This window comes from Pseudomonas sp. LBUM1644 (assembly GCF_059716195.1).
Map to the genome: position 1 here is coordinate 631,879 of NZ_CP166812.1, position 26,588 is coordinate 658,466.

The 26,588-nt window shown below is 60.8% G+C and carries 22 protein-coding genes; 7 read left to right on the forward strand and 15 right to left on the reverse strand.

Translation table 11 applies throughout. The features are described 5' to 3' along the window. The first annotated feature begins 209 nt into the window (after positions 1 to 209). On the forward strand, positions 210 to 3,512 hold the full coding sequence (locus tag ACA052_RS02855) for a hypothetical protein (protein ID WP_497648314.1): 3,303 nt from the start codon (positions 210 to 212) through the stop codon (positions 3,510 to 3,512). A gap of 35 nt (positions 3,513 to 3,547) precedes the next feature. Here ACA052_RS02855 and ACA052_RS02860 read toward each other — a convergent pair whose 3' ends face one another. The 12 genes from ACA052_RS02860 to cbiE form a co-directional block, all read right to left on the reverse strand. Then, a complete protein-coding gene (locus tag ACA052_RS02860; protein ID WP_497648315.1) occupies positions 3,548 to 4,558 on the reverse strand; it encodes a FecCD family ABC transporter permease in 1,011 nt (336 codons plus the stop codon). Continuing rightward, positions 4,555 to 5,502 (reverse strand): ABC transporter substrate-binding protein, encoded by a 948-nt coding sequence (locus ACA052_RS02865; protein ID WP_497648316.1) that lies wholly within the window; start codon positions 5,500 to 5,502, stop codon positions 4,555 to 4,557. Before ACA052_RS02865 ends, ACA052_RS02860 begins: the two co-directional genes overlap by 4 nt. Next, positions 5,499 to 6,287, reverse strand: a complete 789-nt coding sequence (locus tag ACA052_RS02870) for an ABC transporter ATP-binding protein (protein WP_497648317.1) — start codon at positions 6,285 to 6,287, stop codon at positions 5,499 to 5,501. The genes ACA052_RS02865 and ACA052_RS02870 overlap by 4 nt, the downstream gene beginning before the upstream one ends. Before the next feature lie 190 nt (positions 6,288 to 6,477). After that, complete coding sequence (locus ACA052_RS02875; RefSeq protein ID WP_497648318.1) at positions 6,478 to 7,857, reverse strand: PepSY-associated TM helix domain-containing protein; 1,380 nt, start codon at positions 7,855 to 7,857, stop codon at positions 6,478 to 6,480. Between the two features lie 123 nt (positions 7,858 to 7,980). Next, complete coding sequence (locus tag ACA052_RS02880) at positions 7,981 to 10,098, reverse strand: TonB-dependent copper receptor (protein WP_497648319.1); 2,118 nt, start codon at positions 10,096 to 10,098, stop codon at positions 7,981 to 7,983. Between the two features lie 190 nt (positions 10,099 to 10,288). Beyond that, positions 10,289 to 10,747: a DUF2946 domain-containing protein gene (locus tag ACA052_RS02885; protein ID WP_497648320.1), complete on the reverse strand. Its 459-nt coding sequence runs from the start codon at positions 10,745 to 10,747 to the stop codon at positions 10,289 to 10,291. Positions 10,748 to 10,768: 21 nt separating this feature from the next. Next, on the reverse strand, positions 10,769 to 11,248 hold the full coding sequence (locus ACA052_RS02890) for a copper chaperone PCu(A)C (protein WP_497648321.1): 480 nt from the start codon (positions 11,246 to 11,248) through the stop codon (positions 10,769 to 10,771). A gap of 48 nt (positions 11,249 to 11,296) precedes the next feature. Next, positions 11,297 to 11,695 (reverse strand): DUF2946 domain-containing protein, encoded by a 399-nt coding sequence (locus tag ACA052_RS02895; protein WP_497648322.1) that lies wholly within the window; start codon positions 11,693 to 11,695, stop codon positions 11,297 to 11,299. Between the two features lie 98 nt (positions 11,696 to 11,793). Continuing rightward, positions 11,794 to 12,081, reverse strand: coding sequence for an addiction module antidote protein (locus tag ACA052_RS02900; RefSeq protein WP_497648323.1), 288 nt, complete (start codon positions 12,079 to 12,081; stop codon positions 11,794 to 11,796). 261 nt (positions 12,082 to 12,342) lie between these two features. Beyond that, positions 12,343 to 13,071, reverse strand: a complete 729-nt coding sequence (locus tag ACA052_RS02905) for a cobalt-precorrin-6A reductase (RefSeq protein ID WP_497648324.1) — start codon at positions 13,069 to 13,071, stop codon at positions 12,343 to 12,345. Further along, complete coding sequence (locus ACA052_RS02910) at positions 13,068 to 14,165, reverse strand: cobalt-precorrin-5B (C(1))-methyltransferase (RefSeq protein ID WP_497648325.1); 1,098 nt, start codon at positions 14,163 to 14,165, stop codon at positions 13,068 to 13,070. The genes ACA052_RS02905 and ACA052_RS02910 overlap by 4 nt, the downstream gene beginning before the upstream one ends. Further along, the gene (gene cbiE / locus ACA052_RS02915) at positions 14,158 to 15,369 is read right to left on the reverse strand and encodes a precorrin-6y C5,15-methyltransferase (decarboxylating) subunit CbiE (RefSeq protein ID WP_497648326.1); all 1,212 of its coding nucleotides are present in this window, start codon (positions 15,367 to 15,369) and stop codon (positions 14,158 to 14,160) included. Before cbiE ends, ACA052_RS02910 begins: the two co-directional genes overlap by 8 nt. A gap of 131 nt (positions 15,370 to 15,500) precedes the next feature. Between cbiE and cobG the strand changes: the two genes are divergently transcribed. From cobG to ACA052_RS02945, 6 genes are all read left to right on the forward strand, one after another. Further along, on the forward strand, positions 15,501 to 16,808 hold the full coding sequence (cobG, locus tag ACA052_RS02920; RefSeq protein WP_497648327.1) for a precorrin-3B synthase: 1,308 nt from the start codon (positions 15,501 to 15,503) through the stop codon (positions 16,806 to 16,808). After that, positions 16,801 to 17,427 carry a precorrin-8X methylmutase gene (locus tag ACA052_RS02925; protein WP_497648328.1) on the forward strand — a complete coding sequence of 209 codons (627 nt, stop codon included), beginning with the start codon at positions 16,801 to 16,803 and terminating at the stop codon, positions 17,425 to 17,427. The genes cobG and ACA052_RS02925 overlap by 8 nt, the downstream gene beginning before the upstream one ends. Beyond that, entirely contained in the window at positions 17,427 to 18,158 is a 732-nt protein-coding gene (locus ACA052_RS02930) for a precorrin-2 C(20)-methyltransferase (protein WP_497650259.1), read from the forward strand. The genes ACA052_RS02925 and ACA052_RS02930 overlap by 1 nt, the downstream gene beginning before the upstream one ends. Then, the gene (gene cobJ, locus ACA052_RS02935; RefSeq protein ID WP_497648329.1) at positions 18,158 to 19,861 is read left to right on the forward strand and encodes a precorrin-3B C(17)-methyltransferase; all 1,704 of its coding nucleotides are present in this window, start codon (positions 18,158 to 18,160) and stop codon (positions 19,859 to 19,861) included. The genes ACA052_RS02930 and cobJ overlap by 1 nt, the downstream gene beginning before the upstream one ends. Positions 19,862 to 20,055: 194 nt before the next feature. After that, positions 20,056 to 20,865, forward strand: coding sequence for a hypothetical protein (locus ACA052_RS02940; protein WP_497648330.1), 810 nt, complete (start codon positions 20,056 to 20,058; stop codon positions 20,863 to 20,865). A 66-nt stretch (positions 20,866 to 20,931) separates the two neighbouring features. Then, entirely contained in the window at positions 20,932 to 21,570 is a 639-nt protein-coding gene (locus ACA052_RS02945; RefSeq protein WP_497648331.1) for a hypothetical protein, read from the forward strand. Between the two features lie 119 nt (positions 21,571 to 21,689). Here ACA052_RS02945 and ACA052_RS02950 read toward each other — a convergent pair whose 3' ends face one another. From ACA052_RS02950 to purD, 3 genes are all read right to left on the reverse strand, one after another. Further along, entirely contained in the window at positions 21,690 to 22,286 is a 597-nt protein-coding gene (locus tag ACA052_RS02950) for a MarC family protein (protein WP_019582263.1), read from the reverse strand. A 64-nt stretch (positions 22,287 to 22,350) separates the two neighbouring features. After that, positions 22,351 to 25,128 (reverse strand): hybrid sensor histidine kinase/response regulator, encoded by a 2,778-nt coding sequence (locus ACA052_RS02955; protein ID WP_497648332.1) that lies wholly within the window; start codon positions 25,126 to 25,128, stop codon positions 22,351 to 22,353. 99 nt (positions 25,129 to 25,227) lie between these two features. Next, positions 25,228 to 26,523, reverse strand: a complete 1,296-nt coding sequence (gene purD, locus ACA052_RS02960) for a phosphoribosylamine--glycine ligase (RefSeq protein ID WP_497648333.1) — start codon at positions 26,521 to 26,523, stop codon at positions 25,228 to 25,230. Between the last annotated feature and the right edge of the window lie 65 nt (positions 26,524 to 26,588).

Here is a 26,588-nt window from a genome sequence, read left to right on the forward strand (position 1 = left end):
GTGCCTAACGCCCGAAGCGCTTTGCCTGAGGGGGGAGAAAGGTCTGCAGGCGCAGTTGTTGCACCGTGAGCGGGCATAAAAAACGCGTACGGGCATGGCGATGCGCTCAACTGGTGCCAAGGCCGCGAAGTAGTAACTATGTACCGCCCCTGGTGTATTTAGCGGTGCGAGAGTGGCTCACCACTGATGACTCAACGGAGTTCTACTGCATGGATGAGCAACTCCAACAACCCGCCCCGAAGGGCGCACTATCGGCGCTGGATGTATTGGACCGGGCGTTTCTGTCGGCGGACGATGCCGCGCGTTATGCCCACGAACGGGTAGGTCGCCGTCGTGACCACGGTTACTACGGCTTTATCCTTCAGCGAAACGATCGACGGTTTGTGATTACCGAACCGGTTGAGCAGCCGCTCAGCATCGTCACGCATCATCAACTGTTTCCCGACAACTACGCGTTGCACAGCCGCTTCTATTCTCACCCCGCACTGTCGATGCTCGATGCGCGCAAGGTATCGGACCTGAAGTGGTCCAGCGATGAGGCGGCGACGAGTCTGTTGATGTTCAGCGTCGACGAACTGCGCCACAGCCTCGGGAGCCATCTGCCGGCCTATCTTTCGGGGGCCGAAGACAGCTTGATTGGCTTCACCCCCGATAACGCGCGCAGCGTGAGCCTGCTCAATCTGTTAGGCACCGGGCAGGCTCCGGGGGAGTTTGCCCTGGGCCTTGAAACGGGGGCTGCCAAGCCGGAGCAGCTGGTTGTGGAAACGGCGGCGGCCGGTGATTTACAGGTCATCATCAGCAACGGTCGCTGGCGACCTCGAGGAAAAGTCACGGAACACTTTGTCCCCGGCCCGTGGGAGCGAATGGTGCCGGAGCGGGTGTCGTTTGGTGCGATTTTTCAGTCAGCCGATGAAGCGGCACTCGACTGTTACGCCAAAGACATGGAGCAACATGATGAGGAACAAACCCGCTTCGGGTTCATTCTCAAGCAACAAGGCAAGGAAGCGTACATCGCCACTGAATGGGTCCCGGTCAGCGAGGGGAGAGACAAACTCTACTCATTACGCAGTCTGTTCGGCGTGTCTGCCAACACCAGGCAAATGTCTTATCCCGAGTCATTCATCCCGCATTCGTATTGCTATTCACGCCAACGGGTCAAGCATGCACGGGATTCTTCCAGATACTGGCTGGCGCAACATTTCATCGTGCCCAGGGATCTGTTTGTGGTGATTTACAATTCAGGCCGGCGTCCGGTCATTGAAACCAACGCAAGCATTCCTCTTTATGTGTCGACTCAGGACGGCGCTCTGCTGAAGTATGTCGCCCGCAAGGGCACCAAGCTGTTCGACAACGATGTGCCGACGATGAGGCTGGATACGATCCAGAACAACCTCGCCAGCGGCAAGCTGACGACGACCGATTTTGTCAAAGTGGTCGCCAACAGCGGTTCATTGTCGGTGATGCGCACCAGCCTGTGTTGGGATAGGAAAGGGCCGGTCGATACCCTCTGGGCGCCCAGTCTGAACCTTGAGCGTCGTACGCTCAGCCCGGTGTTTTCTACGGTCGATGACGCTGCCGTCTACGCTCGCTCGCAAGCACCAACGGGCCGCGCGCGTGCGTTTGGCGGCCTTATTCTGAAACGTGCCGACGGTTTTTTTGTGGCGACCGATCCTGTCGGTATTCCCCAGGAAGACTTCGATATCAAGTGGATCTTCCCGGATGCAGCGGTCACCCTCGGGCAGTTTCCGGCGGGCTGCAGCATCGTTGCGCGCTACCGTTCACGGGTACCACGCGCGTTGCCCGTTTTGTTGTCGATGGCGGATAAAGCGCTCTATCTGAACATGCTGTCTGTCGATGTGGTGTACACGGCATTCAACCGTACTGAGCAACCCCTCGATGAGTACCTGTTCGCACCTGATGGCTCGATCATCCGTTATCGGGTCGGGGTGTGGGAACGCATCCGGGCCGACCTTGCTGCGCTGTTCAGTGTGTCTGGCAAACCGGGTGGTGACTTTGATGCGAGCTGGATCAAGGCGCAGATCTATCAGGGCGCGTTGTCACCGACAGACTGGGTAAAGAAACTGGCGAAGGCCGGTTACCTGCAAGTGGTCATGGGCAGCCGCGTATGGGGTCATGCGCGTGCGGTGACGGAATTCGTACCCTTTACCACGGCAGTACGTGCGAATGCCTTGAGGCATGCAGTGTCCGAGCCGACGTACAGCCCGGTGCACATTCGAGAGCAAGACGCCGCGCGTTTCGTTCATGAACAGGCCGGTAGTCGTTCGGCATTGAGTTTCGGATTCATGCTGATGAACTCTCGCGACAATTCCTTCATGGCGACGCTGCCCATTGAGGCGCTGAATTCCAAGTTTGCATATGAACGTATCTTTCCCGGCGCATTACCTTACCGCTACGTCACCAGCGGGATATACCTGTGTGCTGCCAAAGCGCCGGCGGGTTTGATCGATGATGATTACCGACATTTCTTTTCACCCATCGAGGTGAATCTCGCACGTACCGTTGCCTACACCGCCCAGGGATACCGGCCGATTTATTTTTCCTGCGCCGACGGTGCCTTGCTCCGTTTAAAGCTCAGCCCCTTCGATCCCGTCGTGGCGCTGGACAAGTTCGGTCAACCCGAGGCCAGGGACAATCCGTTTGCAACGCTTGAGCAGGCGCAGCGTGACTGGAACGATGTCAACCAAAGTACCTTCAGCCTGACCCGCTACATTCGACGCATGGCGGTCGCCGGGCGTCTGGAGGTTCTGGTGACCAGTGCCTACTGGTCGTGTCCTGGAGAGGTGGGGCATGACTGGATGCCGCACATGCCGGCTGTTTCCGCCGATGAGCTTTGGGCGCGCAATCCTGTATTGCCTTTGGGGCCGATGTTTCATCACCCCGACGATGCGGCCCGTCATGCGCAGCTTCGAGCGGCACCTGTCGTTGATCAAACCGCTGCGCATGCCAGTGCAATTCTGGCCAAACCCCCTTCCCATTCGTATGTCGCCCTGGAGCCCATCGCAGATCCGGATCCCGGTGAAGCCATCAAGCGCATCTTCCGCACCGCGCGCGACGCCAGCACTTCGCACAGGAATAAAGCGCCGCAGTTTCCTGACGGTTACATGCTGATGGGCAGCTACCAGCTATCCGCGCCGGTGACCGTCACCCCAGGCGAGACTGAGGTGAACTTTGCGTCCCCGGCGGCCGTTCATGTGCACACCCATGCCCTGAAAGCCAAAGGCTTTTCCATCGAGGCTTACTATTACTCGACACGGCACGGGGCATTGCTCCGATACATCCCCACGTACACCCGGGAAGAGAAATCATTGTTGCTCTCAACGCAGACGCTTTCATCCGAGGCGTTTATTACCAGATTGGCCGACATGGGGGTTTTCAAAGTGCTGAAGGCAGCGGCTGACTGGAAGCAGGTTGGGCGCTTGGGTGTTCATTGGCGAGTCAACCGCGAACAGGCTCTCGAGGTGTCCGAAAAACCTACTCGGGATGAACTGTAATCCCAATTTCAGGGCAGGTGCGAGAGCTCTCTGTATCAACGCTTGCGCATCAGCCCGATGAAAAACAATCCACCCATCGCCGCCGTGGCCACGCCGATCGGCAAGTCCTCGGGGGCGATCAGGGTGCGCGCCGCGACATCCACCCACACCAGAAACACACTCCCCAACAGCACGCATGTCGGCAGGAGCCGACGGTGCTCGGCGCCGACCAGCCGGCGGGCGATGTGCGGCACCATCAACCCGACAAAACCGATGGAGCCGCTGATGGACACCAGCACCCCGGTCATCAGCGACGCAATCGAAAATACCTGCAAACGCACGGTGCGCGCATTCAAACCGAGGGTCACAGCGGTCTGCTCTCCGGCCATCAACGCGTTCAACGGTCGAGCCATGCCCAGCAGCAGAATCAAGCCAAGCAACACGCTGGCGGCCGGCACCGCGAGCAACTCCCAGCGCGCCAGCCCAAGCCCGCCGAGCATCCAGAACATCACCGCCGAACTGGCGCGGTGATCACCGAGAAACAGCAGCAGATTGGCGATGGCCATCATCACAAAGGACACCGCCACACCGCACAACAGCAGCCTGTCGCTGTCCAGTCGACCGTTGCGATTGGCGATCATCAGCACGATCAGCATGCTGACCAACGCGCCAATGAATGCGGCAATCGGCAAGGTCAACAGGCCGACAATTTCACCGACATGCAGCACCACGATTACCGCACCCAGGGTCGCGCCGGAAGTCACGCCCAGCAGGTGCGGGTCGGCCAGCGGATTACGTGTCACCGCTTGCAGCACCGCGCCGATCAACGCCAGCCCGGCACCCACTAACGCGCCGAGCAACATACGCGGCACACGGATCAGCCACACGATGTGTTCCTGCCCGGCCGGCCAGCTCACGTCGCCGATGCCGAACGCCTTAAGCAGCAGAATCCGCCAGACCACATCCACCGGCACCCGCGCCGGGCCGAAGCCCAGCGACACCACGCACGACACCAGCAACAGCGCGCCGAGGGCAATCATCAGCAAGGCGTAGCGACGGTTGATCATTCGCCGTGGAAACTTTTTACCAGGGTCTCGACCGCGAGCACGTTGTCTATTCCGGGTGTGGCCTGCACGTACGGAATCACGATGAAACGCTGGTTCCTGATCGCGTCCACCGATTGCAGTGCCTTGTTGTTGAGCAGGAATTGCACCTTCTGCTCGGCGGTGACTTCGCCGTAGTCGACGATCACGATTACCTGCGGATTGCGCTCGACCACGTTCTCCCAGTTGACCCGAGTCCAGCTCGCCTCGACGTCATCCAGAATGTTGCGCCCGCCCGCCGCATCAATCAGCGCTTGCGGCATGCCGAGGCGGCCGGAGGTCATGGCGCGGTCTTCACCACTGTCATAAAGAAACACGCGAGGCTTGTCCGCCGGTAGATCCTTGCGCACCTTGGCGACTTGCGCCTGCATCTTGGCAATCAGGGCGTTGGCGCGATCCTGTACGTCAAAAATTTTGCCGAGGTTGCGCAGATCGTTGTAAGTGTCTTCCAGCGTAGCCGCCGGGCGCTGCATCACGAACGCGCAGGACTCGGTCAACTCGTAGACGTTGATGCCCAGCGGCTGCAGCGTTTGTGGGGTCAGATCGCCGCCGACGCGCATGCCGTAATCCCACCCGGCGAAGAAGAAATCGACGTTGGCATTGAGCAGGGTTTCCACCGACGGGTACTTGGCGGCCAGCTCCGGCAAGCCGTCGAGGATGGTCTGCATTTCAGGCGTCACTGACTTCCAGCCCGTCACGCCGCTGTAACCCGCCATGTTCGGTTTGAGGCCGAGGGCTAGCATCATCTGGGTCATGTTGATGTCGTGGCTGACCGCGTGTTGAGGGGCTTGCTTGAAGGTCACTTCGCGATTGCAGCTCTGGATCGTCAGCGGGTACTTCGTGGCCTCGGCAAACGTCTGGGTACTGCCCAGCAACAGCGTGACGCACAGCAGGGAACGCAAGGTCATGGTTGGGTTATCCAGGTGATTCGTGGGTAGCCGTGCAAGGGATGTTCATCGATCAGCGCTTCGACGCCGAACACGGTGCGCAGCAGCGCAGTGGTCAGCACGTCTTTGGGGGCGCCGCTGGCGACGATGCGACCGTGATTGATCACGTACAACCGATCACAAAAAGCGGCGGCGAGATTGAGGTCGTGGATGCTGGCGAGTGTGCCGATGTTCAGGCGCTTGACCAATTGCAGCAATTCGAGCTGATAGCGTGGGTCGAGGTGATTGGTCGGCTCGTCGAGGATTAATAGTTGCGGTTGTTGGGTCAGGGCACGGGCGAGGATCACGCGTTGTTTTTCACCGCCGGAGAGGGTGGCGAAGGCGTGATCTTCGAAGCCTTTGAGACCGACAGATTCCAAAGCCCGGATCGCGAGATTCCGGTCTTCGAGGGTGTCTCCATCGAACAGGCCTTTGTGCGGTGTGCGACCCATGGCGACCACTTCCTCGACGGTCAGGCCGAAGGCGTCGGGGAACTCCTGCAACACCACCGCAATGCGTTGCGCGCACCAGCGTGAGGATTGCTTCCAGACGTTGTGATGGTCGAGCCGGACCTCGCCGTTCTCGGGTTTGCTGAAGCGCCAGGCGCACCGCAACAGGCTGGTCTTGCCACTGCCGTTGGGGCCGATCAAACCGACGAACTCACCGGCGGCCACGTGCAGCGAGGCGTCACGCAGTTGGAACTGGTGATGACAATGGCCGTGGCCGAGGGGTGTCCAGGCGAGGTTTGTGAGGTTCAGCGAGGTCATGCGTTTCTCAAGAGGTTTTCGGTGCGTATTCGCCCTGTAGGAGCTGCCGAAGGCTGCGATCTTTTGATCTTAAAAAATCAAGATCAAAAGATCGCAGCCTTCGGCAGCTCCTACAGGGGCCAAGCATCTAGCGCTGGGAGATAAGCGCGGAAAGTCTACAGATCCTTCTAAACCGCGCATCTCGCCTGTTTCATGATGAAGATGAGGTCGATTCAGTTTGCCGGGTGAATCTCGACAGGAGCAGTCGATCCAAGAGCCACACAACGACTAACGACGCGCCCACCAACGGAAACGCAACCGCCAATGCAAACATGATGACCATCGCCGTTTTCCATTTCGGCAGATCGTGGCGCAACGGTGGAACACCGAACTTGCCCTGTGGCCGACGCTTCCACCAGATCACCACACCGCTGACCGCGCTGAGCAAAATCATCAGGCAGATCAGCAGCACGACGATCTGATTGAACGCACCGAACATCTTGCCTTCATGCAACATCACGCCGGTTTCCGTGGCGCGGGCGACGGTGCCGTAATGCTCCCAACGCACATCGGCGAGGACATCGCCGGTGTACTGATCGATATGCAGCGTGGCGTCGTTGCGCGGGTCATCCGCAAACACCGCGATGGTGAACACACCCGTCGCCGTGGTCGGGAAAGTGATGCTGTAACCCGGCTCGACCTTGCGTTGCACGGCGATGTTCTGCACGTCTTGCAGGCTGATGGTCGGCGCGGCAGGGCCGGGTTGTGTGCCACCGTGGGCCATGTGTTCAGCGTGGTCGCCAGACATCGGCATCGGCGTATTTTCCATGGCCCAGGGCACGGTCTGGCGGGTGGCGGTATTCAGGCTGCGCGCCTCGACATCGGACTTGGGGACGTTGTCCCACATCGCCGCCGGAAACACGTTCCACACTTGTGCGTATTTCTGGCCCCAGAACCCGGTCCAGGTCATGCCGCTGAGCAGCATCACCAGCAGGAACGTCGCACCCCAGAAACCGGTGACGGCATGCAGGTCACGCCAGAGCACGCGCCCGCGACTGCTCAGCCGTGGCCACAAAATGCCCGCTGCCTGGCCGCGCGGCCACCACAGAAATACGCCGGAGACCACCAGCACCACGGCCCAGCCGGCGGCCAGTTCGACCAGTCGATCACCGACCGTACCGATCATCAATTCACCGTGAATGGCTCGCGCAATGGCTTGCAGGTTTTTCTTGGCGTCTTGCTCGCCGAGGATGTCGCCGTGGTACGGGTCGACAAATACGTTGAGCTCACTGCCACCGTTGACGACGACAAATTGCGCGGTGCGCTCGGCGTTGACCGGTGGCAGGTACTGTTTGATCGTAGCCTGTGGATAAGCTTCTTTCACCCGCTTGAGCAGGTCGTCGGCCGGCACGCTGTGATGCCCGGCCGGGACGTTCATCAGGCTGCCGTACATCAACGTATCGAGCTGCGGCTTGAATAGGTAAATGACGCCGGTCAGGGCCAGCATCACCATGAATGGCGCGACGAACAGACCGGCATAGAAATGCCAGCGCCAGGCCAGGTTGTAGAAATTTACTTTGGGCTGTTTCATCGGTTGTGCTCCGCTTGGAGATTTAATTGTCTTGAAAAGATCGCAGCCTTCGGCAGCTCCTACAGGGAGTACGGCATGCCCCTGTAGGAGCTGCCGGAGGCTGCGATCTTTTGACTTTTCTTGTTAGAAACTCATGTCCACCTTGGTCCAGAGCGTTCGCCCCGGTTCTTTAATGGCCTGCGGGTCATTGGCCGGGTAGCCAAAACCGGCATTGCCGGCCAGGTTCAAATGCTCGGCGTATGCCTTGCCGAACAGGTTGTCGAGGCCACTGCTGACCTTCCAGTTCTGGTTGATGCGATACGCCCCGTTGAGCGAGAACACGCCAAAGCCCGGGGTCTTGTCGAAGTCCTTGCCGACCACGTTGCCCTTGTTCTGGTCGATGCGGTTTTGCGCCGTGACCACCCGCCACAAGGCACCGGCACTCCAGTTGGCTTCGCTGTAGGTCAGGCCGAAACGTGCATCCAGCGGTGGCATTTGAGGCAAGGCGTTGCCGTCGCTGCTGTTCTTGCCCCAGGCATAGGCCAGGGTCGCGTCGGCTTTCCAGTGGGAGGTCAGTTGATAGGCCGCACCGAGTTCACCGCCCATGATGCGTGCGTCGATGTTCTGTGCCTGCGAGGTCATGCCCATCATCCCGGGCGTGTAGTCGAACAGGATGTAGTCACGCACTTGCCCGATGTAAGCCGACGCCCAGGCTTCGAGGTCTTCGGTCTTGTATTGCAGGCCGAAGTCGAGCTGGGTGGTTTTCTCGGGCTTGATCGAGTCGAAGGCATTCACCGAACCGGCGGGCCCCGAATTGGGCGAAAACAGCTCCCAGTAATCCGGGAAACGCTGGGTGTGACCGAGGCCGGCGTACAACGTGGTCGGGCTATCGGCCAGGTCGTGCTCGTAACGGATAAAGCCACTTGGCAAGGTGTCGGCGCGGGTGTCGTCGGCGGTAGGGTTGGCGCGGGTCATCATCCCCGACCCGGTGGTCTGCCGGTAATCCTTGGCCGAGGCGCGGTCCAGGCGCGCGCCGCTGATCAACCGATCACGATCGGCGGCGTACCAGGTCAATTCGCTGAACACGCCATAGTTATGGAAGTCGGCGTCTTTTGTGTAGGGCAGGTTCTTGTAGACGTCGATGCCCATGGCACTGCGTTGGCGATGTTCGTTGGTCTGCGCGTCGATGCCGCTGATCAACTGCACATCGGCCCAGCGCCAGGTGGCTTTGACCCGGGCGCCGAGGGTCCGACGGTCGACGTTGGACGCCATGGGCCCGGCCATCATCCCGGTGCCGGACGGTGTGCGCAGGGTGTAGTTGTCCATCACGTGGTCGGCGTAGTTGTAGTAGATCTGCGCTTCGACCTTGTCCAGCACATCACCGATATTGGACTTCTCGAACCGCAAGCCCAGGCTTTCGCGCTTGAACTGCGAACCGTCCATGCCACGCCCGGCGTAACGGGCTTCGCCATCGCCCTTGCCGGCGGTCAGCTCCAGCAGGGTGTCGGCGTCCGGGGTCCAGCCGAGCGCCACATCGCCATTCCATTTGTCATAACGCGACGGCACGGTGTTGTTGTTGCCGTCCCGGTAGTCGTCGGAGTGCGCGGTGTTGCCGATGACACGCACGTAGCCCAATGGTCCGCCGGCAGCAGCGTCCACCACCTTGTCGAAACGACCGTTGGAACCGGCCAGTACGCTGGCGTTCACCCGGGTGCCGAGTTCGCCGAAGCTTTCCGGTTCACGGTCGAAGAGGATGGTGCCGGCCGATGCCCCCGGTCCCCAGAGCACGGTTTGCGGGCCTTTGATCACGGTGAGTTTGTCGTAGGTTTCCGGTGAGATGTAGGAGGTCGGGGCGTCCATCCGACCGGGGCAGGCGCCAAGCAACTGGCCACCGTTGGTGAGGATGTTCAGTCGCGAGCCGAACATGCCGCGCAGCACCGGGTCGCCATTGGTGCCGCCATTGCGGACCAGAGCGAAGCCCGGAATGGTCTTCAGATAATCGCCACCGTCGCTGGCCGGCACGGGTTGGCGCGGGTCCTTGGGGTTGGTGACGATGGTCAGCGGCGAACTCGGCGCAATGGCGGTGATGACCGTCGGGCTCAGTTCTTCCTGGTGCCCCGCGTGCTCATCGGCTTGCGCCATAGGTGTCAGCAGGGCACCGCAAAGGACGGCAGTGGCGTGCCTGAAACGAATACTGGATTCGTCTGGCGAAAAGAAAACCTGAGCAGGGCTCAAGCGTGTGTCAGCAGAAAACCTGGACATGACAATTTCCATCGAACAGTCGTAAACGACACGGCCGACGGCCTGTGCAATCCCTTGCAGGAGCGAGCCTGCTCACGAAAGCGGTGTGCCAGACGACATTAATGTTGAATGACACTCCCTCTTCGCGAGCAAGCCCGCTCCCACAGGTTGCTTTGGCTGTCTTGCGGACCGTGTGAGATCGGGTGAGTGTTTACGCGACGATGGGCGGGGCGCGGGTTCGGGCGCCGGGGAAGAAGGATTGCCGGGCGTGACCCAGGCGAATGGCAGGTGTGGTGAAGGTGGTGGCTGTTGGCGAATCGAATGCGACGAAGGACTGGCCGCCGGTCAGCGCCGGGCAATTGAACAACAGGCTGCAATAGCCGCATTTTTCCCAGAGCGCATGGTGGGAGGCTTTGGGCGGGCAGTGTTCAGCGGCGGGTTGCGTGCCGTGGTCGGCATGCTCCATTGCCGACATGTCCATGTCCATGTCCATCGACATGTTCATGGACACCTGCATCAGCGCGGAGGCGCGCTGATTCATCGGCATCGACTGAGAAACCAGCGGGCCGATAAAGATCAGCAACATGGCGAACAGGCTGATCCAGCTGCCGCGGGTCAGGCTCAATGGCTGACGGCGTGCTGCGGATGACCTGGCGCTAAGCGGGCGCATGGGCGTTTTCTGCGCTGACTATTACGGTTTGTGCACGTGTGCTTGCATACCGTCCGGTGCCGTTTTCTGCACCGCGACTTCGACGGTCAAGTCACCGGACTTCTCGAAATGCATCGTCAGCGGGAAGCGCTTGCCATCGCTCAGCAGGCTGCGGTCTTTCAGTTCCAGCAGCATCACGTGATAGGCCATCGGTGCAAAAGTGACTTCGCCTCCAGCGGGGATTTCCACGCTTGGCACCTGTTGCATTTTCATCAAGTCGTTCTGCATGACATGCTCGTGCAACTGGGCAATGCCCGCAATTGGCGAGTCGACGCTGAGCAGCCGGTCGGCCGTTTTACCTGGGTTGTGAATCACGAAGTACGCCGCAACGGTTGGCGCATTGGGTGGCAGTTCCTGCGACCAAGGGTGAGCGATTTCAAGCTGGCCAGCCTTGTATTCGTGGGCATTGGCAAAGCAGGCAGGCAGCAGCAACGCAGCCAGAACGATGAGTTTGTTCAACATGGCAGTTCTCCGGAACGATTCAAAACGCAGGTCAATTGCGAGAAGGAATCACACCAGAGGGGAGGCGCGGGGATTGAGGCTCGGCCATTGCTGGCGAGGTGTCGGTGAATCGAGAGAAGCGGCGGGCAGGCTTCGATGGGTCTCGAACTGCGCGAAATACAACTGCGGCACATGCCCGGGCAGCGCCACCAACGGCGCGGACCCGGAGCAGCACCAGCAATGCTGCATGTTGGAATGATCGTCGTTTTGCGGGGCTTTTTGCTCGAGATTGCCCAGGGGAATCGCCACCATCTTCGTGCCGCTGGACGTACAGAAACTGCCCCACAACAGCTGCTCAGCCGGCGATTTCGCCGTTTGCGCCATCGCTCCTGTCATCGGCATGGCGAGCATGTTGAACAGCACTGCGAAGCAGGCGATCCAGGCAATTGCGAGCCGTTGTCGGGACATGGGGCAACATCCGTTGGGTGGGCGATCAGGCGCGGCTATTTAGCCTGATCAGGGCCGATAAGTAAAAAAGCGGCGTGCGGTGTGATGTCGCAGCGCAATCAGATAGCAGTGGCATGCAAACGCAGACCCAAGGCTTTCATAACCTTCATGATAGTCGCGAATTCTGGATTGCCAGTGCTACTCAATGCCTTGTACAAACTTTCACGACCCAGACCTGCATCACGCGCGACCTGCGTCATGCCTTGTGCTCGGGCTATGTCGTTAAGTGCGGCTCGTATGAGCACTCCATCGCCGGCATCTTCTTCAAAACAGGCATCCAGATAGGCGGCCATTTCTTCTGGAGTTTTAATAAATTCAGCGGCGTCGAATTGGTAGTGTTTGGGCATTGAAGCCTCGGAGTTGCTTGTTTGAGGGAGCTCAGAAAGATAGGGGCCTGGAAACGATCCTACTAGTCAGCGGCTTTGGATGAAGTTGTGAGAGAGATCCTATAAACATGTAGGGCACTTCGCATTATGTAGCAGCTGCCGAAGGCTGCGTTCGGTTGCGCAGCAGCCGTAAAATCAATCGACTCAATCTCCAGGTCAATCGCGGATACAGGATTTACGACTGCTGCGCAGCCGAACGCAGGCTTCGCCAGCTGCTACAAGTTACGCGTCGATGTCTGCTTTCAAGGCTGCCAGCATATCTGTCACCGACCCAAACTCCCGATCCACCCCCGGCAATACCGGTCGCTTCAACACCAGCACCGGCACCCCGCGCTCCCGTGCCACTTCCAGCTTCGGTTCCGTCGCGGTGCTGCCGCTGTTTTTGCTGATCAGCACGTCGATCTGCCGCCGTTTGAACAGCTCGCGCTCATCCTCAAGCAGAAACGGTCCGCGCGCGCCGATGACTTCGCAGCGTTCGTTGCCCGGATAAATGTCCAGTGCGCGCAGCGTCCAGAATTGCTCCGGCGGGATTTCGTGCAGGTGCTGCAAGGGTTCGCGGCCGAGCGTGAACAACGGACGGCGGAAGGGTTTCAGGGCTGCGATCAGTTCGGCCCAATCGCCGACCTCGCGCCAGTCATCTCCGGTCTGCGGTTGCCAGGCCGGACGCCGTAGCGCCCAGCACGCAATGCCGCTGATCTTCGCGGCTGTCGCTGCGTTCTGGCTGATGTGTGCGGCGTAAGGATGGGTCGCGTCCAGCAGCAGATCGATGCCTTCATCGCGGATGAAATGTGCCAGCCCCTGCGCGCCGCCATAGCCACCGACCCGTACCTGGCAGGTTAAATCCGTCGGCACGCGACCAACGCCGGCCAGGCTATAGATGTGTTCCGGCCCGAAGGTGCGGGCGATGGCCAGGGCTTCAGTGACGCCACCGAGGAGTAAAATGCGCTTCATGAAAAAACTCCCGCACGGCCGACAATCCCGCCCTGACGATCAATGGCAAACACTTCGACCTGAACCTGCGCCGGCACCACGCTGCGCGCAAAATCCAGCGCGTGCCGACACACCGCATCACCGAGGGCGATGCCCGCCGCGCTGGCCATCGCCAAGGCTTGCTGACTGGTGTTGGCTTCGCGGATCGCCTGCTGCAAGGTGTCATCCGCGCCGACCGCCGCCGCCCATTCGGCCAGTTGCGGCAAGTCGATGCTTGAATGCCGGCTGTGCAAATCCATGTGCCCGGCCGCCAGTTTGCTGATCTTGCCGAAGCCACCGCACAGGCTGAGTTTTTCCACCGGGACTTTGCGCAAGTGTTTGAGGACGGCGCCGACGAAGTCACCCATTTCGATCAGGGCGATTTCCGGCAGGTCGTAGACCCGGCGCATGGTGTCTTCGCTGGCGTTGCCGGTGCAGGCGGCGATGTGCAGGTAACCGTTGGTTTTTGCCACGTCGATGCCCTGATGGATCGAGGCAATGTAGGCCGCGCAGGAAAATGGCCGGACGATGCCGCTGGTACCGAGGATCGACAGCCCGCCAAGAATGCCCAGGCGCGGGTTCATGGTTTTCAAGGCCAGCGCTTCGCCGCCTTCGACGTTTATCGTGACCTCGAACCCGCCACGGTAATCAAGCTCTTCGGCCAGCCGGGTCAAGTGATCGGTGATCATCTTGCGCGGCACCGGGTTGATCGCCGGTTCGCCGACACCCAGTACCAACCCCGGCCGAGTGACGGTGCCGACACCACGCCCGGCGCTGAAACGTATGCCCGGCTCCGTGCCAAGTCGTACATGGGAATAGAGCAGGGCGCCATGGGTCACGTCCGGGTCGTCCCCGGCGTCCTTGATTGTCCCGGCCTCCGCACCGTCATCGCGCAGGCGGCAGAATTCCAGGCGCATCTGCACCTGCTTGCCTTTGGGCAGGATGATTTCCACGGCGTCCGAGCTTACACCGCCGAGCAACAGGCGAGCGGCGGCGAGGCTGGTGGCGGTGGCGCAGCTGCCGGTCGTCAGGCCGCTACGCAGGGGGGCGGGTTGTTCGGCGGTTTCGTCACGCATCGAGGGGCTTGATCACATCGAGCAAGGTAATCGGCAGCGCCTGACGCCAGGTATCGAATTCCCCCAGCGGTTGCGCTTGCGCGATATGAATACGCGTCAGCTCACCGCCGTGTTGTTCGCGCCAGGCCATCAGGGTCATTTCACTTTGCAGGGTGACCGCGTTGGCAACCAGACGGCCGCCGGGTTTGAGTTCGGCCCAACAGGTGTCCAGCACGCCTTCGCGGGTGACCCCGCCACCGATGAAGATGGCGTCCGGGCGTTCGAGTCCGGCCAGGGCGTGCGGCGCGCTGCCGCGAATCAATTGCAGGCCGGGCACACCGAGCGCATCGCGGTTGTGTTCGATCAACAGCTGTCGACCCTCATCCGCTTCGATGGCCAGCGTCCGGCAACTCGGGTGCGCGCGCATCCACTCGATGCCGATCGAGCCGCTGCCGGCGCCGACGTCCCACAACAGTTCGCCGGGTGTCGGAGCGAGGCGCGCGAGGGTGATTGCGCGCACGTCGCGCTTGGTCAATTGGCCGTCATGCCTGAACGCCGAGTCAGGCAGCCCGGCCAGCCGCGACAAGCGCGGCGCATCGGGCTCGGCGATGCATTCGATGGCGATCAGGTTGAGGTCGGCGATCGGCGGATCGGTCCAGTCGTGGGCAACGCCGTCGATGCGGCGTTCGGCGTCACCGCCCAGGTGCTCCAGCACGCTCAGGCGACTCGGCCCGAACCCGCGATCACGCAACAGCGCGGCGATTGCGCCAGGACTTTGTCCGTCGTTGCTGAGTACAAGCAAACGAACGCCGCTGAACACGTGCGCGTTCAGCGCGGTGAGGGGGCGGGCGACCACCGAAAGCGTCACCACTTCCTGCAACGCCCAGCCCATTCGCGCGGCGGCCAGCGAGCAAGAGGAGGGCGCCGGCAGGATCAACATTTCATCGGCCGGCAGCTGTCGCGCGAGGCTGGCGCCGACGCCGAAGAACATCGGGTCGCCGCTGGCCAGCACGCAAACCGGCTCGCCACGCAGCGCCAGCAACGGCTCGAGGGTGAACGGGCTCGGCCACAACAGGCGTTCGCCGCGGATGCACACCGGCAACAAATCCAGTTGGCGCGGGCTGCCGAAGATCCGCGAGGCGCGCAAAAGGGCGCGCCGGGCATTCTTGCCCAGGCCCTTGAAGCCGTCTTCACCGATACCTACTACTGTCAGCCAGGGCGCCATCTAAAGTCCTCAAACGTAGTGTTCCGACGGGCAGGCTTTTCATGCCGTCGAACAAAGCAGGCATAATACCGCGCCTTTGCTTGCGAAGCGCCTTTCCCACATTGCTGGTCGCCCCCTTGAACGAACGCCCGATGTCCTTAGCCTTACGCCCCTCGGCCTGCCCGGGGTTGCTGCGTATCGTTCAGGCGCTGGACGGCGGAATCTGCCGGATCAAACTCAATGGCGGTTCGATCACTGCGTCACAGGCCGAAGCGGTGGCCGATGCGGCCGAGCGCTACGCCGGTGGCGTGATCGAGGCGACCAACCGTGCCAACCTGCAGATTCGCGGGATTGGCCGTGAACACGGCGCCCTGATCGACAGCCTGATGGCGGCCGGTCTCGGCCCAAGCAGCGCGGCGGGCGACGACGTGCGCAATCTGATGCTCAGCCCCGGCGCTGGCATCGATCAGCAGATGCTGCTTGATACGCGCCCTCTGGCCGGGCAAATCCTCGCCACGCTGCAAAGCCATGAACGCTTCCTCGACCTCAGCGCCAAGTTTGCGGTGCAGCTGGACGGTGGCGAACGCCTGGCAATGCTCGAGCATCCCCATGATCTGTGGCTGTCCGCCGCTGAACGAGACGGTGTGCGCGTGTTCGCATTCGGCCTGGCCGGATGTCCCGTGGACACGCCGGTGGGTGCGGTGGCGCTGGAGCAGGGACACGCGCTGGTCGTCGCGGTGCTTGAGTTGTTTCTTGACTTGGCGCGACCCGAGCAGACACGCATGCGCCATTTGCTCGCCGAATGCTCGCTTGACGATTTCCAGGCACGTCTCGCCAAGCGTGTACCGTTGCTGCCCATCGAGGCCTGGAAACGCAGCATCAGTCCGAGTGGCTTGCACATCGGCGCTCATCCACAGCGTGGCGCCGGGCTGGTCTACATCGGCGCGGTGCCGCCGTTGGGCCGCCTCACTCCGGCAATGCTCAGAGGCGCTGCGCAACTGGCGCTGGAACAGGGCGACGGCAGTTTGCGTGTGACGCCTTGGCAAAGCCTGTTGTTGCCCGGTGTTCAGGCCAATACGGCGCCTCAGGTTCTCCACCGACTCGAACAGCTCGGCCTGCGTTGCGCGGTCGACGATGCCCTGGCGCATCTGATCGCCTGCACCGGTTCCAGCGGCTGCGGCAAAGGGCTGGCCGACACCAAGGGCGACGCCGGGCAACTGGCCGCGCTGTTGCAACGTCACGGCCAAACGCTGGACGTGCACTTGTCCGGCTGCCAGCGTTCCTGCGCCGCCGCGCATACCGCGCCGGTCACTTTGCTGGCCGTCGCCCCCGGCCATTACGACGTCTATTTTCGCGCAGCGGGGCAGCCGGGTTTCGGCGCCCTGCACGCACACAACCTTACTATTGAAGCGGTCGCAGCCTTGCTCGACGCCCGCGCACGGAGCCCCCTAGATGCTTGATTACATCCGCGACGGTCAGGAGATCTATCGCAATTCCTTCGCGATCATTCGTGCCGAGGCCAACCTCGAGCGGATTCCGGCCGATCTGGAAAAACTGGCGGTGCGGGTGATTCACGCCTGCGGCATGGTCGATGCCATTGACGGCCTGCAGTTCTCCGAAGGCGCGGGCAAGGCCGGGCGCGATGCGCTGGCAGCCGGTGCGTCGATTCTGTGTGATGCGCGAATGGTGTCTGAGGGCGTAACCCGCACCCGCTTGCCGGCGAACAACCCGGTCATTTGCACCCTGCGCGATGAAAGCGTGCCCGACCTGGCCCGCGAGTTGGGCAACACCCGCTCCGCCGCCGCGCTTGAATTGTGGCGTCCGCACCTGGAAGGCAGCGTGGTAGTGATCGGCAATGCGCCGACCGCGCTGTTTTATCTGCTGGAAATGCTCGACGCCGGCGCACCGAAACCGGCGCTGATCCTCGGCTTCCCGGTAGGCTTCGTCGGTGCCGCCGAGTCCAAGGCAGCGCTCGCCGCTGACAGTCGCGGCGTGCCGTTTGTCATCATGCAAGGCCGGCTGGGCGGTAGCGCCATGGCCGCCGCGGCCGTCAATGCCCTCGCCACGGAGATCGAATGATGCAGCCACCTGGACGTTTGATCGGCCTCGGCGTCGGCCCCGGTGATCCGGAACTGATTACCGTCAAAGCCCTGCGCCTGCTGCGTGAGTCGCCGGTCGTGGCGTACTTCGTTGCCAAGGGCAAGAAGGGCAATGCGTTCGGTATCATCGAAGCGCATTTGCAGGACGCACAAACCTTGCTGCCGCTGGTGTACCCGGTGACGACCGAAGCGCTGCCAGCCCCGCTGTCCTATGAACAGGTGATCAGCGACTTTTACGATGCCGCCGGCGAAGAACTCGCTGCGCATCTGGATGCTGGCCGCGACGTGGCGGTGATCTGCGAAGGCGACCCGTTCTTCTACGGTTCCTACATGTACCTGCACGATCGACTGGCCGAGCGCTACGAAGCTGAAGTCGTGCCGGGTGTCTGCTCGATGCTCGGCGGTGCCTCGGTACTCGGCGCACCGCTGGTGTACCGCAACCAGAGCCTGTCGGTGCTGTCCGGCGTGCTGCCGCATGACGACCTCAAGCGTCGCCTCGCCGATGCCGATGCCGCCGTGATCATGAAGCTGGGGCGTAACTTCCCCAAAGTCCGCCAGGTGCTCGAAGAGCTCGGGCTGGCGGAGCGTGCGCTCTACGTCGAGCGCGCGACCATGGCCAATCAGAAAATCGTGCCGCTGGACCAGGTCGAGCCCATGTCCTCGCCCTACTTTTCGTTGATCATCGTTCCCGGCGAAAGGTGGCAAGGCTGATGACTCGTCCAGCTCCGGCGATTGTCATTCTCGGCAATGGCAGCCTCGCGACCGCGCGTAAAATCCAGCAGGTTTATCCAGGCGCCCTGATTCACGGCCTGGCCGAACGGGTCGACGGCGCGGACCGCGTCTATCACGAGTTCGGCGCCACCGTGCGTGATCTCTATCAGCAGGACATGCCGATCATTGCCCTGTGCGCAGCCGGAATCGTGATTCGCACGCTGGCGCCCCTGCTGCTTGAAAAAGGTGTCGAGCCGCCCGTGCTGGCGGTGGCCGAAGACGGCAGTGCGGTGGTGCCGTTACTCGGCGGCCTGGGCGGTGTGAACGTCCTGGCCCGGGAAATTGCGGCGGCGCTCAATGTGGCAGCGGCGATCACCACGAGTGGGGAGTTGCGTTTCGGCACGTGCCTGCTCAACCCTCCGAGTGGTTATGCCCTGGGTGATCTGGAGTTGGGCAAGCGCTTCGTTTCCGATTTGCTGGCCGGTGCAACGGTACGCATCGAGGGTGCCGCACCCTGGTTGGTGCAAGCGCAGCTGCCTGAAAGCCCGGAGGCGAGGCTGGCGGTTCATGTCGGTCATGCCGAGCGCGAGCCTGCGGCCAATGAATTGATGATCTATCCACGCTGTGTGCTGGTCGCCGTGAGTGCCAACATGGCCAATCCGGCGTGCGCCATTCGCGATGCATTGCGTCAGGCGAAAATAGCCGTGCAATCGGTGGCGTGTGTTTTGGCGGCCGACAGCGAAATGACTAGCCCGGCGTTGCGTGAAGCAGCGCTTGAGCTGGGCGTACCACTGCGTTTTGCCAATGGGGGCGGCGTGGTCAGCGAACTGGCCCGCAACGCCGTCGGCCAGACTGTTTCGATCGTCGGCGATGACGCCATTGCCATCGTGGTTGCCGAAGAGCCGCTGGACCCCTTGTCGATTGGCCGCCCTCGTGGACGTCTGGCGGTAATCGGTCTGGGGCCGGGCGCCGCCGAATTGATGGTGCCCGCAGTGAAGGCCGAGCTGGCTCGCGCCAACGACATCCTTGGCTACGAAACCTATGTGCGCATGGCCGGCCCGTTCCGTGCAGACCAGGTGATGCATTGCACCGACAACCGTGAAGAGATGCAGCGCGCCCGGCATGCCTTTGAACTGGCGGCGCAGGGGCGTTCAGTCGTGGTCGTGTCATCCGGCGACCCGGGGGTGTTTGCCATGGCGGCGGCGGTGCTGGAAGCGTTGCACGAATCCACCGACGCTTCGTGGCACAACGTCGACCTGGAAATCCTGCCGGGTGTTTCCGCTTCCCTGGCAACCGCTGCTCAAGCCGGTGCGCCGTTGGGGCATGACTTCTGTGTGTTGTCGCTCTCGGACAACCTCAAGCCTTGGGACATCATCGAAAAACGCCTGGACCTCGCCGCACAAGCTGACCTTGCGCTGGCTTTCTACAATCCGATCTCGCGTTCACGGCCGTGGCAACTGGGACGCGCGCTGGAAGTCGTTGCCCGGCACCGCACCCCCCAGACGCCCGTGGTATTGGGGCGGGATATCGGTCGTCCGGGGCAGACGCTGCGGGTCGTCACGCTGGGGCAACTGACCCCCGACCAGGTAGACATGCGCACGATGGTGCTGATCGGCTCATCCACGACGTGTGTGTTTCCCCGGGCCGAGGGTGGACAGTGGGTGTATACGCCGCGCTGGTATCACACCAAGCCTGCTTCCTGAATAACAACGGCCTCGTTCTGAGGCCGTTTTTTTATACTGTTAAAAGCGCTGATAAGTTGGCTTTGTATTGCTGTTGCCTATGGTTTGGTAATTATTGGAATGGGTTTTTCTGATAATAAACTTGAACACATAAGTTTCATGTTTTAGTTTCGGTTTGGCCGCAAGGAGCGGTTCAACTTAATAAGGAATTAATCATGCAAAACCCAATCGTTAACGAAACCAATCTGCTGTTGGATGATGCTCGGCAAGACAAGTACTTTAAACGCATCGAAGCGCAACTGGCTGAAGCGCCTCTTCGTCCGCGGGTCAAGCGGTCTGCCAGGTTTGGCGAGGTCATGGCCACTCGGATGGCGCAGGGAAATGATGCCTCTGTCGTCGGCCCGTCGCTTGTCGTGTTCGAGGAGAAGCTGTCCGAAGACGACAAACAGGACGCACTGGATAGCCAGGCATTTGCCGAAGCCATCGTCAGGAAAATGCCGGCGGGTAATACGCTGGAGCAGCGATACGATGCCTATAACGAAGCCTTGTCGGCGATTGGTTGGGTGACCGAAAGCTACACCTTCAAAAAATACGACTCCAAACAGCTGACGTTGACCATGAACGAGGCGTTGTTGCAAGTGCTGCAAACGGTCATCAGTGCCGGTTCCGGCAACGTGTTGAGCCTGGTCGCCGCTGGCTTTGAAAAGTTGAAGGGCGATCAGGAAGCGCTGAAGATCGTGGAAACCGGAAGCAAGAACACTGAAGTTGTCAGCTTTAAAGCGGTGCCTTGTATTGTGGCGCCAAGCGGCGGCATGGTGATGGTCATGGGTGGCCTGGATGTTGTAAGCAAGAACTATGACGGCAACTTTCTGTTCTTTACTTTCAAGACCCAAGGCTTGAACATTTTCCAGGCTGCCGGTGTACGTAAGTTCAATAAGCGTGCATTCGATCGAAAGCGTCAGCTGGTGTATAACTATATCGATCAGTTTGGCGATGATCTGTTCAAGAAGTTGACCGGGCAATAAAACTAAGAGGACGCCTGGTGATGGAAGTGTTCGATTTTTTAAATACGGGAAAGCGGGGAGCACAACATGCCGGCGCTTGCTGATGCGGTTGTTGTCGGCGGTTGCCTTTTGTCCTTCGCGGACACCGTGCACGCTCAGGACCAACAGGATATTCAAGATTGCTTGTTGTATGCAGAGCTGGCAGCGAATGACAAATACCCGGGGCAAGTCTCGAAGAAGCTGTGGTTTGATTACTACCAGGGACGATTGTTGAAAGCGGGCTTTACGCTGACAGCGATCGTCCCCTCAGGGCAAATCAGGGTGTCAACGGTCCATCAACTCCTGAACGTCAGTTACACCATTATTGGTCGTGTGGGGTCGGACCGCCTGGCACAGCTGGTAACAGAAACCTACCGAGCCCTGAAGCTGGACGAGTTCGCCTGGGATTTTTTTCGCGGCAATATCGCGCGGGGTGGTTCAGGTATTCTCAAATGTGCGCCTTGCGAACGCCTGGACTCGGGTGAAACGGTGGTCTGTCTCTACGGTTTGCGCTATAGCACCCATGTTATCGAGCAAGACTTCTTTTGGGAGTTTGACCGAGAGGTTGTGATCATCCCGGGTGGCGGCGTGTTTGCGTTCAATCGGGAGGTGTTTGAACGCTACCGTGCGCGGGTTCACGAGAAAATTGATGCGTACTCCAACCAAATCCTGGTGCGTAAATTGTAGGAGCGAGCTTGCTCGCGATAGACGTTAACGATACGCGTGTTTATGGGCTAAACGCGGCGCGCTTAAGTCCATCGCGAGCGAGCTCGCTCCTACAGGGATGGCGTAAAAACCAGGGTGGATCAGGGCACCAGGTAGCCCTTGACCCCGGTAAAGATGATTTGCGCCGCCAGTGCGCAGACGAACAACCCCATCAAGCGGCTGACAATCTGTAAACCCTGGTCACCGAGAATGCGTTCGATGCGATTCGACAGGTACAGCACCACGCCGACGGTGAAACTGGCCAGGGCAATGCTGAGGATTGCGGTGAGTTTGTCGTCCCAGTGTGGCTGGCTCACGCCCATCACCAGCAAGGCGCCGATGGTGCCAGGGCCGACGGTCAGGGGGATGGTCAGCGGGACGATGGTCACGTCCTGTTGCACGTTGTCGGTCTGCACCACCGACTTGCCTTGGGCCATGCCCAGCGCCGAGATGAACAGCACACTGCCGGCACCGATGCGAAACGCATCTACGGTGATGCCGAAGACATCGAATATCACTCGCCCGAACAGGTACAACAGGACGCTGGAGACCAGTGTGGCGATCGCCACTTTCCAGGCCAGCCGGCGTTGTTCCTTGCGCGAATAACCGCGGGTCAGGCTGATGAAACAGGACAATACGAAGAACGGGCTGTAGAGCACCAGCATCTTCAGGTAAACGCTGAACAACACGTGGAGCATGGTGCGAGCTCACTGGCGGGGGAAGTCGAGGGGGAGTCTATCAGGCGTTGCGGGGTCTGTCGGCTCAGGACGTTTGAGTCGCTGTGCGGTTTTGCAGATCGCGTTGGGCAACCCAATGCTCGATCAAGTCACGCAACTGCGAAAGCTCGACCGGCTTGGCCATGTGCCCGTCCATCCCGGCCTGGCGCGCGCGCTCTTTGTGTTCGGCGAGGATGTGTGCGGTCAATGCCACCACCGGCGTGCGCGTCCGCTGGTTGCCGACTTCCCAGGCACGCAATTGCTGGGTGGCCGAGAAGCCGTCGAGGATGGGCATTTCGCAGTCCATCAACACCAGGTCGTAACGCTGGGCTTTCATGGCCTTCAAGGCTTCCTCGCCATTGCTGGCGGTGTCCGGTTGCAGGTTGAGCTTGCCCAGCATGCCGCGAATGACCTTGGTCGAGATGCTGTTGTCCTCGGCCACCAGAATACGAAAATCGCTGGGGACCTTGACCGGTTGCGTCGGGCCGGTCGGTGGCACCTGCGACACGGCGAGGCCCTTGTTTCGCTGGTTCAGTTCATCCGCCAAGGTCGTTTTCAGGGTGTAGCCGGCCACCGGTTTGGCGAGGATGCGCTTGATCCCGGAGTTACGCGCGATGATCTTGCTCGGGGCATTGCTGATGCCGGTGAGCATGATCAGCAGGATGTCGTGGTTCAGGCTCGGGTCTTCCTTGATCTTGGCCGCCAGTTGCATGCCGGTCATGCCGGGCATGTTCTGGTCCAGCAGGACCACATCAAAGTAATCGCGCAAGTGGGCCTTGGTGCGCAGCAGTGCCAGCGCTTCCTTGCCGGACGCCACGGCACTGACGTTCAGGCCCCAGGCGCTGCATTGTTGCACCAGGACTTTGCGGCAGGTGTCGTTGTCGTCAACCACCAGCACCCGCGCACCCTGCAACGGGCCATCAAGGTCGGATGTCGGGTGTTCGAGGCGGTCAGGGTCCAGCGGCAAGGTCAGCCACAAGGTGCTGCCCTGGTTGGCGCCGCTCTTGATGCCGAATTCGCCGTGCATCAAGCGAATCAGCTGACGGGCAATCACCAACCCCAGGTTGCCTCCGAGGCGGGTGGCCGAGAGGAAGTTCTTGCTGTGCAGTTCGGCGTGCATCAGAGCATCGCGTTCCTCGGCGTCCATGGGTTCGCCGCTGTCCTGCACGGCGATGCGCAGGCGTGGTTTGGCGCTGCGTTCGTCGAGCGCGACGACGATCAGGATTTCACCTTCGTCGGTTTTCTTCAGGGCGTTTTCCAGCAGGCTCAGCAGTGTCTGGCGCAAGCGCGTCGGATCGCCACTGATGACCCGTGGTACCTGCGGCTGGATAAAGCTGATCAGCTCGACGTTCTGCTGTTCGGCCTTGGCGCGGAAGATGCTCAGGCAGTCTTCGATCAACGCATTGAGATCGAACTGCACATCGTCCAGTTCGATCTGCCCGGATTCGAGCTTGGAGATGTCGAGAATCTCGTTGATCAGTGTCAGCAGTTCATTGCCGGCGCTGTGAATGGTCTGCACATAGTCGCGCTGCTTGACCGACAGCGGCGTGCCCAGCAGCAACTCGGTCATGCCCAGTACGCCATTCATCGGCGTGCGGATTTCATGGCTGATCTTCGCCAGGAATTCAGCCTTGGCGTTGATCTCGGCGTTGCTGGCGGCCAGGTCACGGCTGACGCTGAAACGGTCTTCGGTGATGCTGCGCTGGCGCTCGCTCAACGCAATGCTCATCAGCAGGCCGCTGATGCAGATAAACACCAGCAGGGTGGTGATCAAACCCTGCGGTTCAATCAGGGTCAGCCCCAGTAGGGCCGGCAGGATGATCAGCGTGCCAAGGTTGAATACCACCATGCCCGCCACGAACAGGCGCGCAGGTCGATAACCTTTTTGCCAGTGCCAGGCGCCGACGAAGAGCATGGTCAGGCCCGCAAGGGCGACGAGCGCGTAGGTGATGATGTTCAGCGGCAGCGTGTTGACGAACAGCAGCAGCAGGCCGCAGACACTGATGAACAGGATGTCGCCCAGCAGCAGCTTGTTCAACGGGTGCGGGCCCAGTGGGGCGAAGAAGCAATAGGCAAACATCAACCCGCACGGCGCTGTCAGCAGCAAGGCGAGGTAAGCCCCCGGCGTTTGTACCGCATGCCAGTTCGGCAGCCAGGGGCCGGCCACGTTCAGCAGCAGCACCAGGCTGAGCATCAACAACGCTTCGCAACCGGCCAGCCAGAGACTGCTGCGAGAGCGGGTGTAGGCGTAACGGATGAGGTTGTGCAGGATCAGCATCGCAATGCAACCGAACAGCAGACCGTAAATCAGCGTCTGGGTCTGATTGGCCGCGGTCATGACCGCCGATTCCAGCGTGATGTAAGGCCTCAGCTGGTGGTCGGAGACCAGTCGCAGGTAAACGTCGAGGGGTTTGTCGCTTTGCGGCAACGGCAACATGAAGTCGCTGCTGGGCAGTGGCCGTTCTGCCTGGGGTTGCTCGGTGCCGGTGTTCAAATGCTCGACCAGCGTATCGCCATCCAGCACATAAAGATTGAAGTTCGACAGGTCGGGCGCGAACACCCGCAGCAGTTGTTCATGCTTGCCGGGCGCAAGCCTGAAACGCAGCCATAACGCACCTTCGGGCTCGGCCGCGGTGAGATGATCGAGTTCGATGGGGCTGAATTGATTGGTGTAGCGAGCGGAACGGATATCGCTGAGCTGCAGATCGCCCTGTTCGTCGAGCAATACCGCCCAGCCACTGCCTTGCGCGGCCTGGGCCGGAAGCATGCAGAGCAAGGTCAGCAGCGTGACGGTGAAACCTATGGCAATCCTGAGCCAGCGCACGGCGAAATCCCTTCGTAGGTTGATGCCAGATTACAACTATGCGCGACGCCGGAATAGTGCGGCAAGGACCCGAAGTCCTTGCCTCGCCAAGTGGCGCTCTTATTCCTGATTTTCGCCGCGCTCGCGGGCAATGGCACGATAGCCAATATCCTTGCGATAGAAACAGCCTTCCCAGTCAATTTTCGCCGCCAGTTTGTAGGCTTGCTGCTGGGCCGCATCGACGCTGGCGCCCATGGCGGTGGCACACAGTACCCGACCACCGGCCGTCACCACCTGACCGTCCTTGAGCGCAGTACCGGCGTGGAAGACTTTACCTTCCAGTGCCGCTGCTGCATCCAGGCCGTTGATGGCCACGCCTTTGGCGTAGTCGCCCGGGTAGCCGCCAGCGGCGAGCACGACACCGACGCTCGGACGTGGATCCCATTGCGCTTCGACCTTGTCCAAGGCTTGCGCCAGGGCAGCTTCGACCAGCAACACCAGGCTCGACTGCAAGCGCAGCATCACCGGTTGGGTCTCAGGGTCGCCGAAACGGCAGTTGAACTCGATGACTTTTGGGTTACCAGCCTTGTCGATCATCAAGCCGGCGTACAGGAAACCAGTGTAGACGTTGCCTTCATCGGCCATGCCGCGAACGGTCGGCCAGATCACCAGGTCCATGACACGCTTGTGCACTTCGCTGGTGACTACCGGAGCCGGGGAGTAAGCACCCATGCCGCCGGTGTTCGGGCCGGTGTCGCCGTCGCCGACGCGCTTGTGGTCCTGGCTGGTGGCCATCGGCAGCACGTTCTTGCCGTCGACCATGACAATGAAGCTGGCTTCTTCGCCGTCCAGGAATTCTTCGATCACGACGCGCGAACCGGCGTCGCCAAAAGCATTGCCAGCGAGCATGTCACGCACGGCATCTTCAGCTTCAGCCAGGGTCATGGCCACGATCACGCCTTTACCGGCGGCCAGGCCATCGGCCTTGATCACGATCGGCGCGCCTTTTTCACGCAGATAAGCCAGGGCTGGCTCGATCTCGGTGAAGTTCTGGTAGTCGGCGGTCGGAATCTTGTGGCGAGCCAGGAAGTCCTTGGTGAAGGCTTTCGAACCTTCCAGCTGGGCAGCGCCAGCGGTCGGACCGAAGCAATCCAGGCCGCGGGCGCGAAACAGGTCGACGACGCCGGCAACCAGCGGCACTTCCGGACCGACGATGGTCAGGGAAACGTTCTTCTCGGCAAAATCTGCCAGCTGCTCGAGGGCCAGCACGTCGATAGCGACGTTCTCGCACTTGGCTTCGATGGCAGTGCCGGCATTGCCCGGTGCCACGAAAACTTTCTGCACGCGTGGATCCTGAGCCACTTTCCAGGCCAGGGCGTGTTCACGGCCACCGCTGCCAATGATCAAAACATTCATTTCAAAAACCTCGGATGACGCAAATCTGGGACTGTAGGAGCGAGCTTGCTCGCGATGGTGGTTAA

What these genes read in the sequence shown, in the direction of transcription:
- ACA052_RS02855 (WP_497648314.1), top strand. Translation starts at nt 210, where the DNA reads ATGGATGAGCAACTCCAACAACCCGCCCCGAAGGGCGCACTATCGGCG.
- ACA052_RS02860 (WP_497648315.1), bottom strand. Translation starts at nt 4,558, where the DNA reads ATGATCAACCGTCGCTACGCCTTGCTGATGATTGCCCTCGGCGCGCTG.
- ACA052_RS02865 (WP_497648316.1), bottom strand. Translation starts at nt 5,502, where the DNA reads ATGACCTTGCGTTCCCTGCTGTGCGTCACGCTGTTGCTGGGCAGTACC.
- ACA052_RS02870 (WP_497648317.1), bottom strand. Translation starts at nt 6,287, where the DNA reads ATGACCTCGCTGAACCTCACAAACCTCGCCTGGACACCCCTCGGCCAC.
- ACA052_RS02875 (WP_497648318.1), bottom strand. Translation starts at nt 7,857, where the DNA reads ATGAAACAGCCCAAAGTAAATTTCTACAACCTGGCCTGGCGCTGGCAT.
- ACA052_RS02880 (WP_497648319.1), bottom strand. Translation starts at nt 10,098, where the DNA reads ATGTCCAGGTTTTCTGCTGACACACGCTTGAGCCCTGCTCAGGTTTTC.
- ACA052_RS02885 (WP_497648320.1), bottom strand. Translation starts at nt 10,747, where the DNA reads ATGCGCCCGCTTAGCGCCAGGTCATCCGCAGCACGCCGTCAGCCATTG.
- ACA052_RS02890 (WP_497648321.1), bottom strand. Translation starts at nt 11,248, where the DNA reads ATGTTGAACAAACTCATCGTTCTGGCTGCGTTGCTGCTGCCTGCCTGC.
- ACA052_RS02895 (WP_497648322.1), bottom strand. Translation starts at nt 11,695, where the DNA reads ATGTCCCGACAACGGCTCGCAATTGCCTGGATCGCCTGCTTCGCAGTG.
- ACA052_RS02900 (WP_497648323.1), bottom strand. Translation starts at nt 12,081, where the DNA reads ATGCCCAAACACTACCAATTCGACGCCGCTGAATTTATTAAAACTCCA.
- ACA052_RS02905 (WP_497648324.1), bottom strand. Translation starts at nt 13,071, where the DNA reads ATGAAGCGCATTTTACTCCTCGGTGGCGTCACTGAAGCCCTGGCCATC.
- ACA052_RS02910 (WP_497648325.1), bottom strand. Translation starts at nt 14,165, where the DNA reads ATGCGTGACGAAACCGCCGAACAACCCGCCCCCCTGCGTAGCGGCCTG.
- cbiE (WP_497648326.1), bottom strand. Translation starts at nt 15,369, where the DNA reads ATGGCGCCCTGGCTGACAGTAGTAGGTATCGGTGAAGACGGCTTCAAG.
- cobG (WP_497648327.1), top strand. Translation starts at nt 15,501, where the DNA reads ATGTCCTTAGCCTTACGCCCCTCGGCCTGCCCGGGGTTGCTGCGTATC.
- ACA052_RS02925 (WP_497648328.1), top strand. Translation starts at nt 16,801, where the DNA reads ATGCTTGATTACATCCGCGACGGTCAGGAGATCTATCGCAATTCCTTC.
- ACA052_RS02930 (WP_497650259.1), top strand. Translation starts at nt 17,427, where the DNA reads ATGCAGCCACCTGGACGTTTGATCGGCCTCGGCGTCGGCCCCGGTGAT.
- cobJ (WP_497648329.1), top strand. Translation starts at nt 18,158, where the DNA reads ATGACTCGTCCAGCTCCGGCGATTGTCATTCTCGGCAATGGCAGCCTC.
- ACA052_RS02940 (WP_497648330.1), top strand. Translation starts at nt 20,056, where the DNA reads ATGCAAAACCCAATCGTTAACGAAACCAATCTGCTGTTGGATGATGCT.
- ACA052_RS02945 (WP_497648331.1), top strand. Translation starts at nt 20,932, where the DNA reads ATGCCGGCGCTTGCTGATGCGGTTGTTGTCGGCGGTTGCCTTTTGTCC.
- ACA052_RS02950 (WP_019582263.1), bottom strand. Translation starts at nt 22,286, where the DNA reads ATGCTCCACGTGTTGTTCAGCGTTTACCTGAAGATGCTGGTGCTCTAC.
- purD (WP_497648333.1), bottom strand. Translation starts at nt 26,523, where the DNA reads ATGAATGTTTTGATCATTGGCAGCGGTGGCCGTGAACACGCCCTGGCC.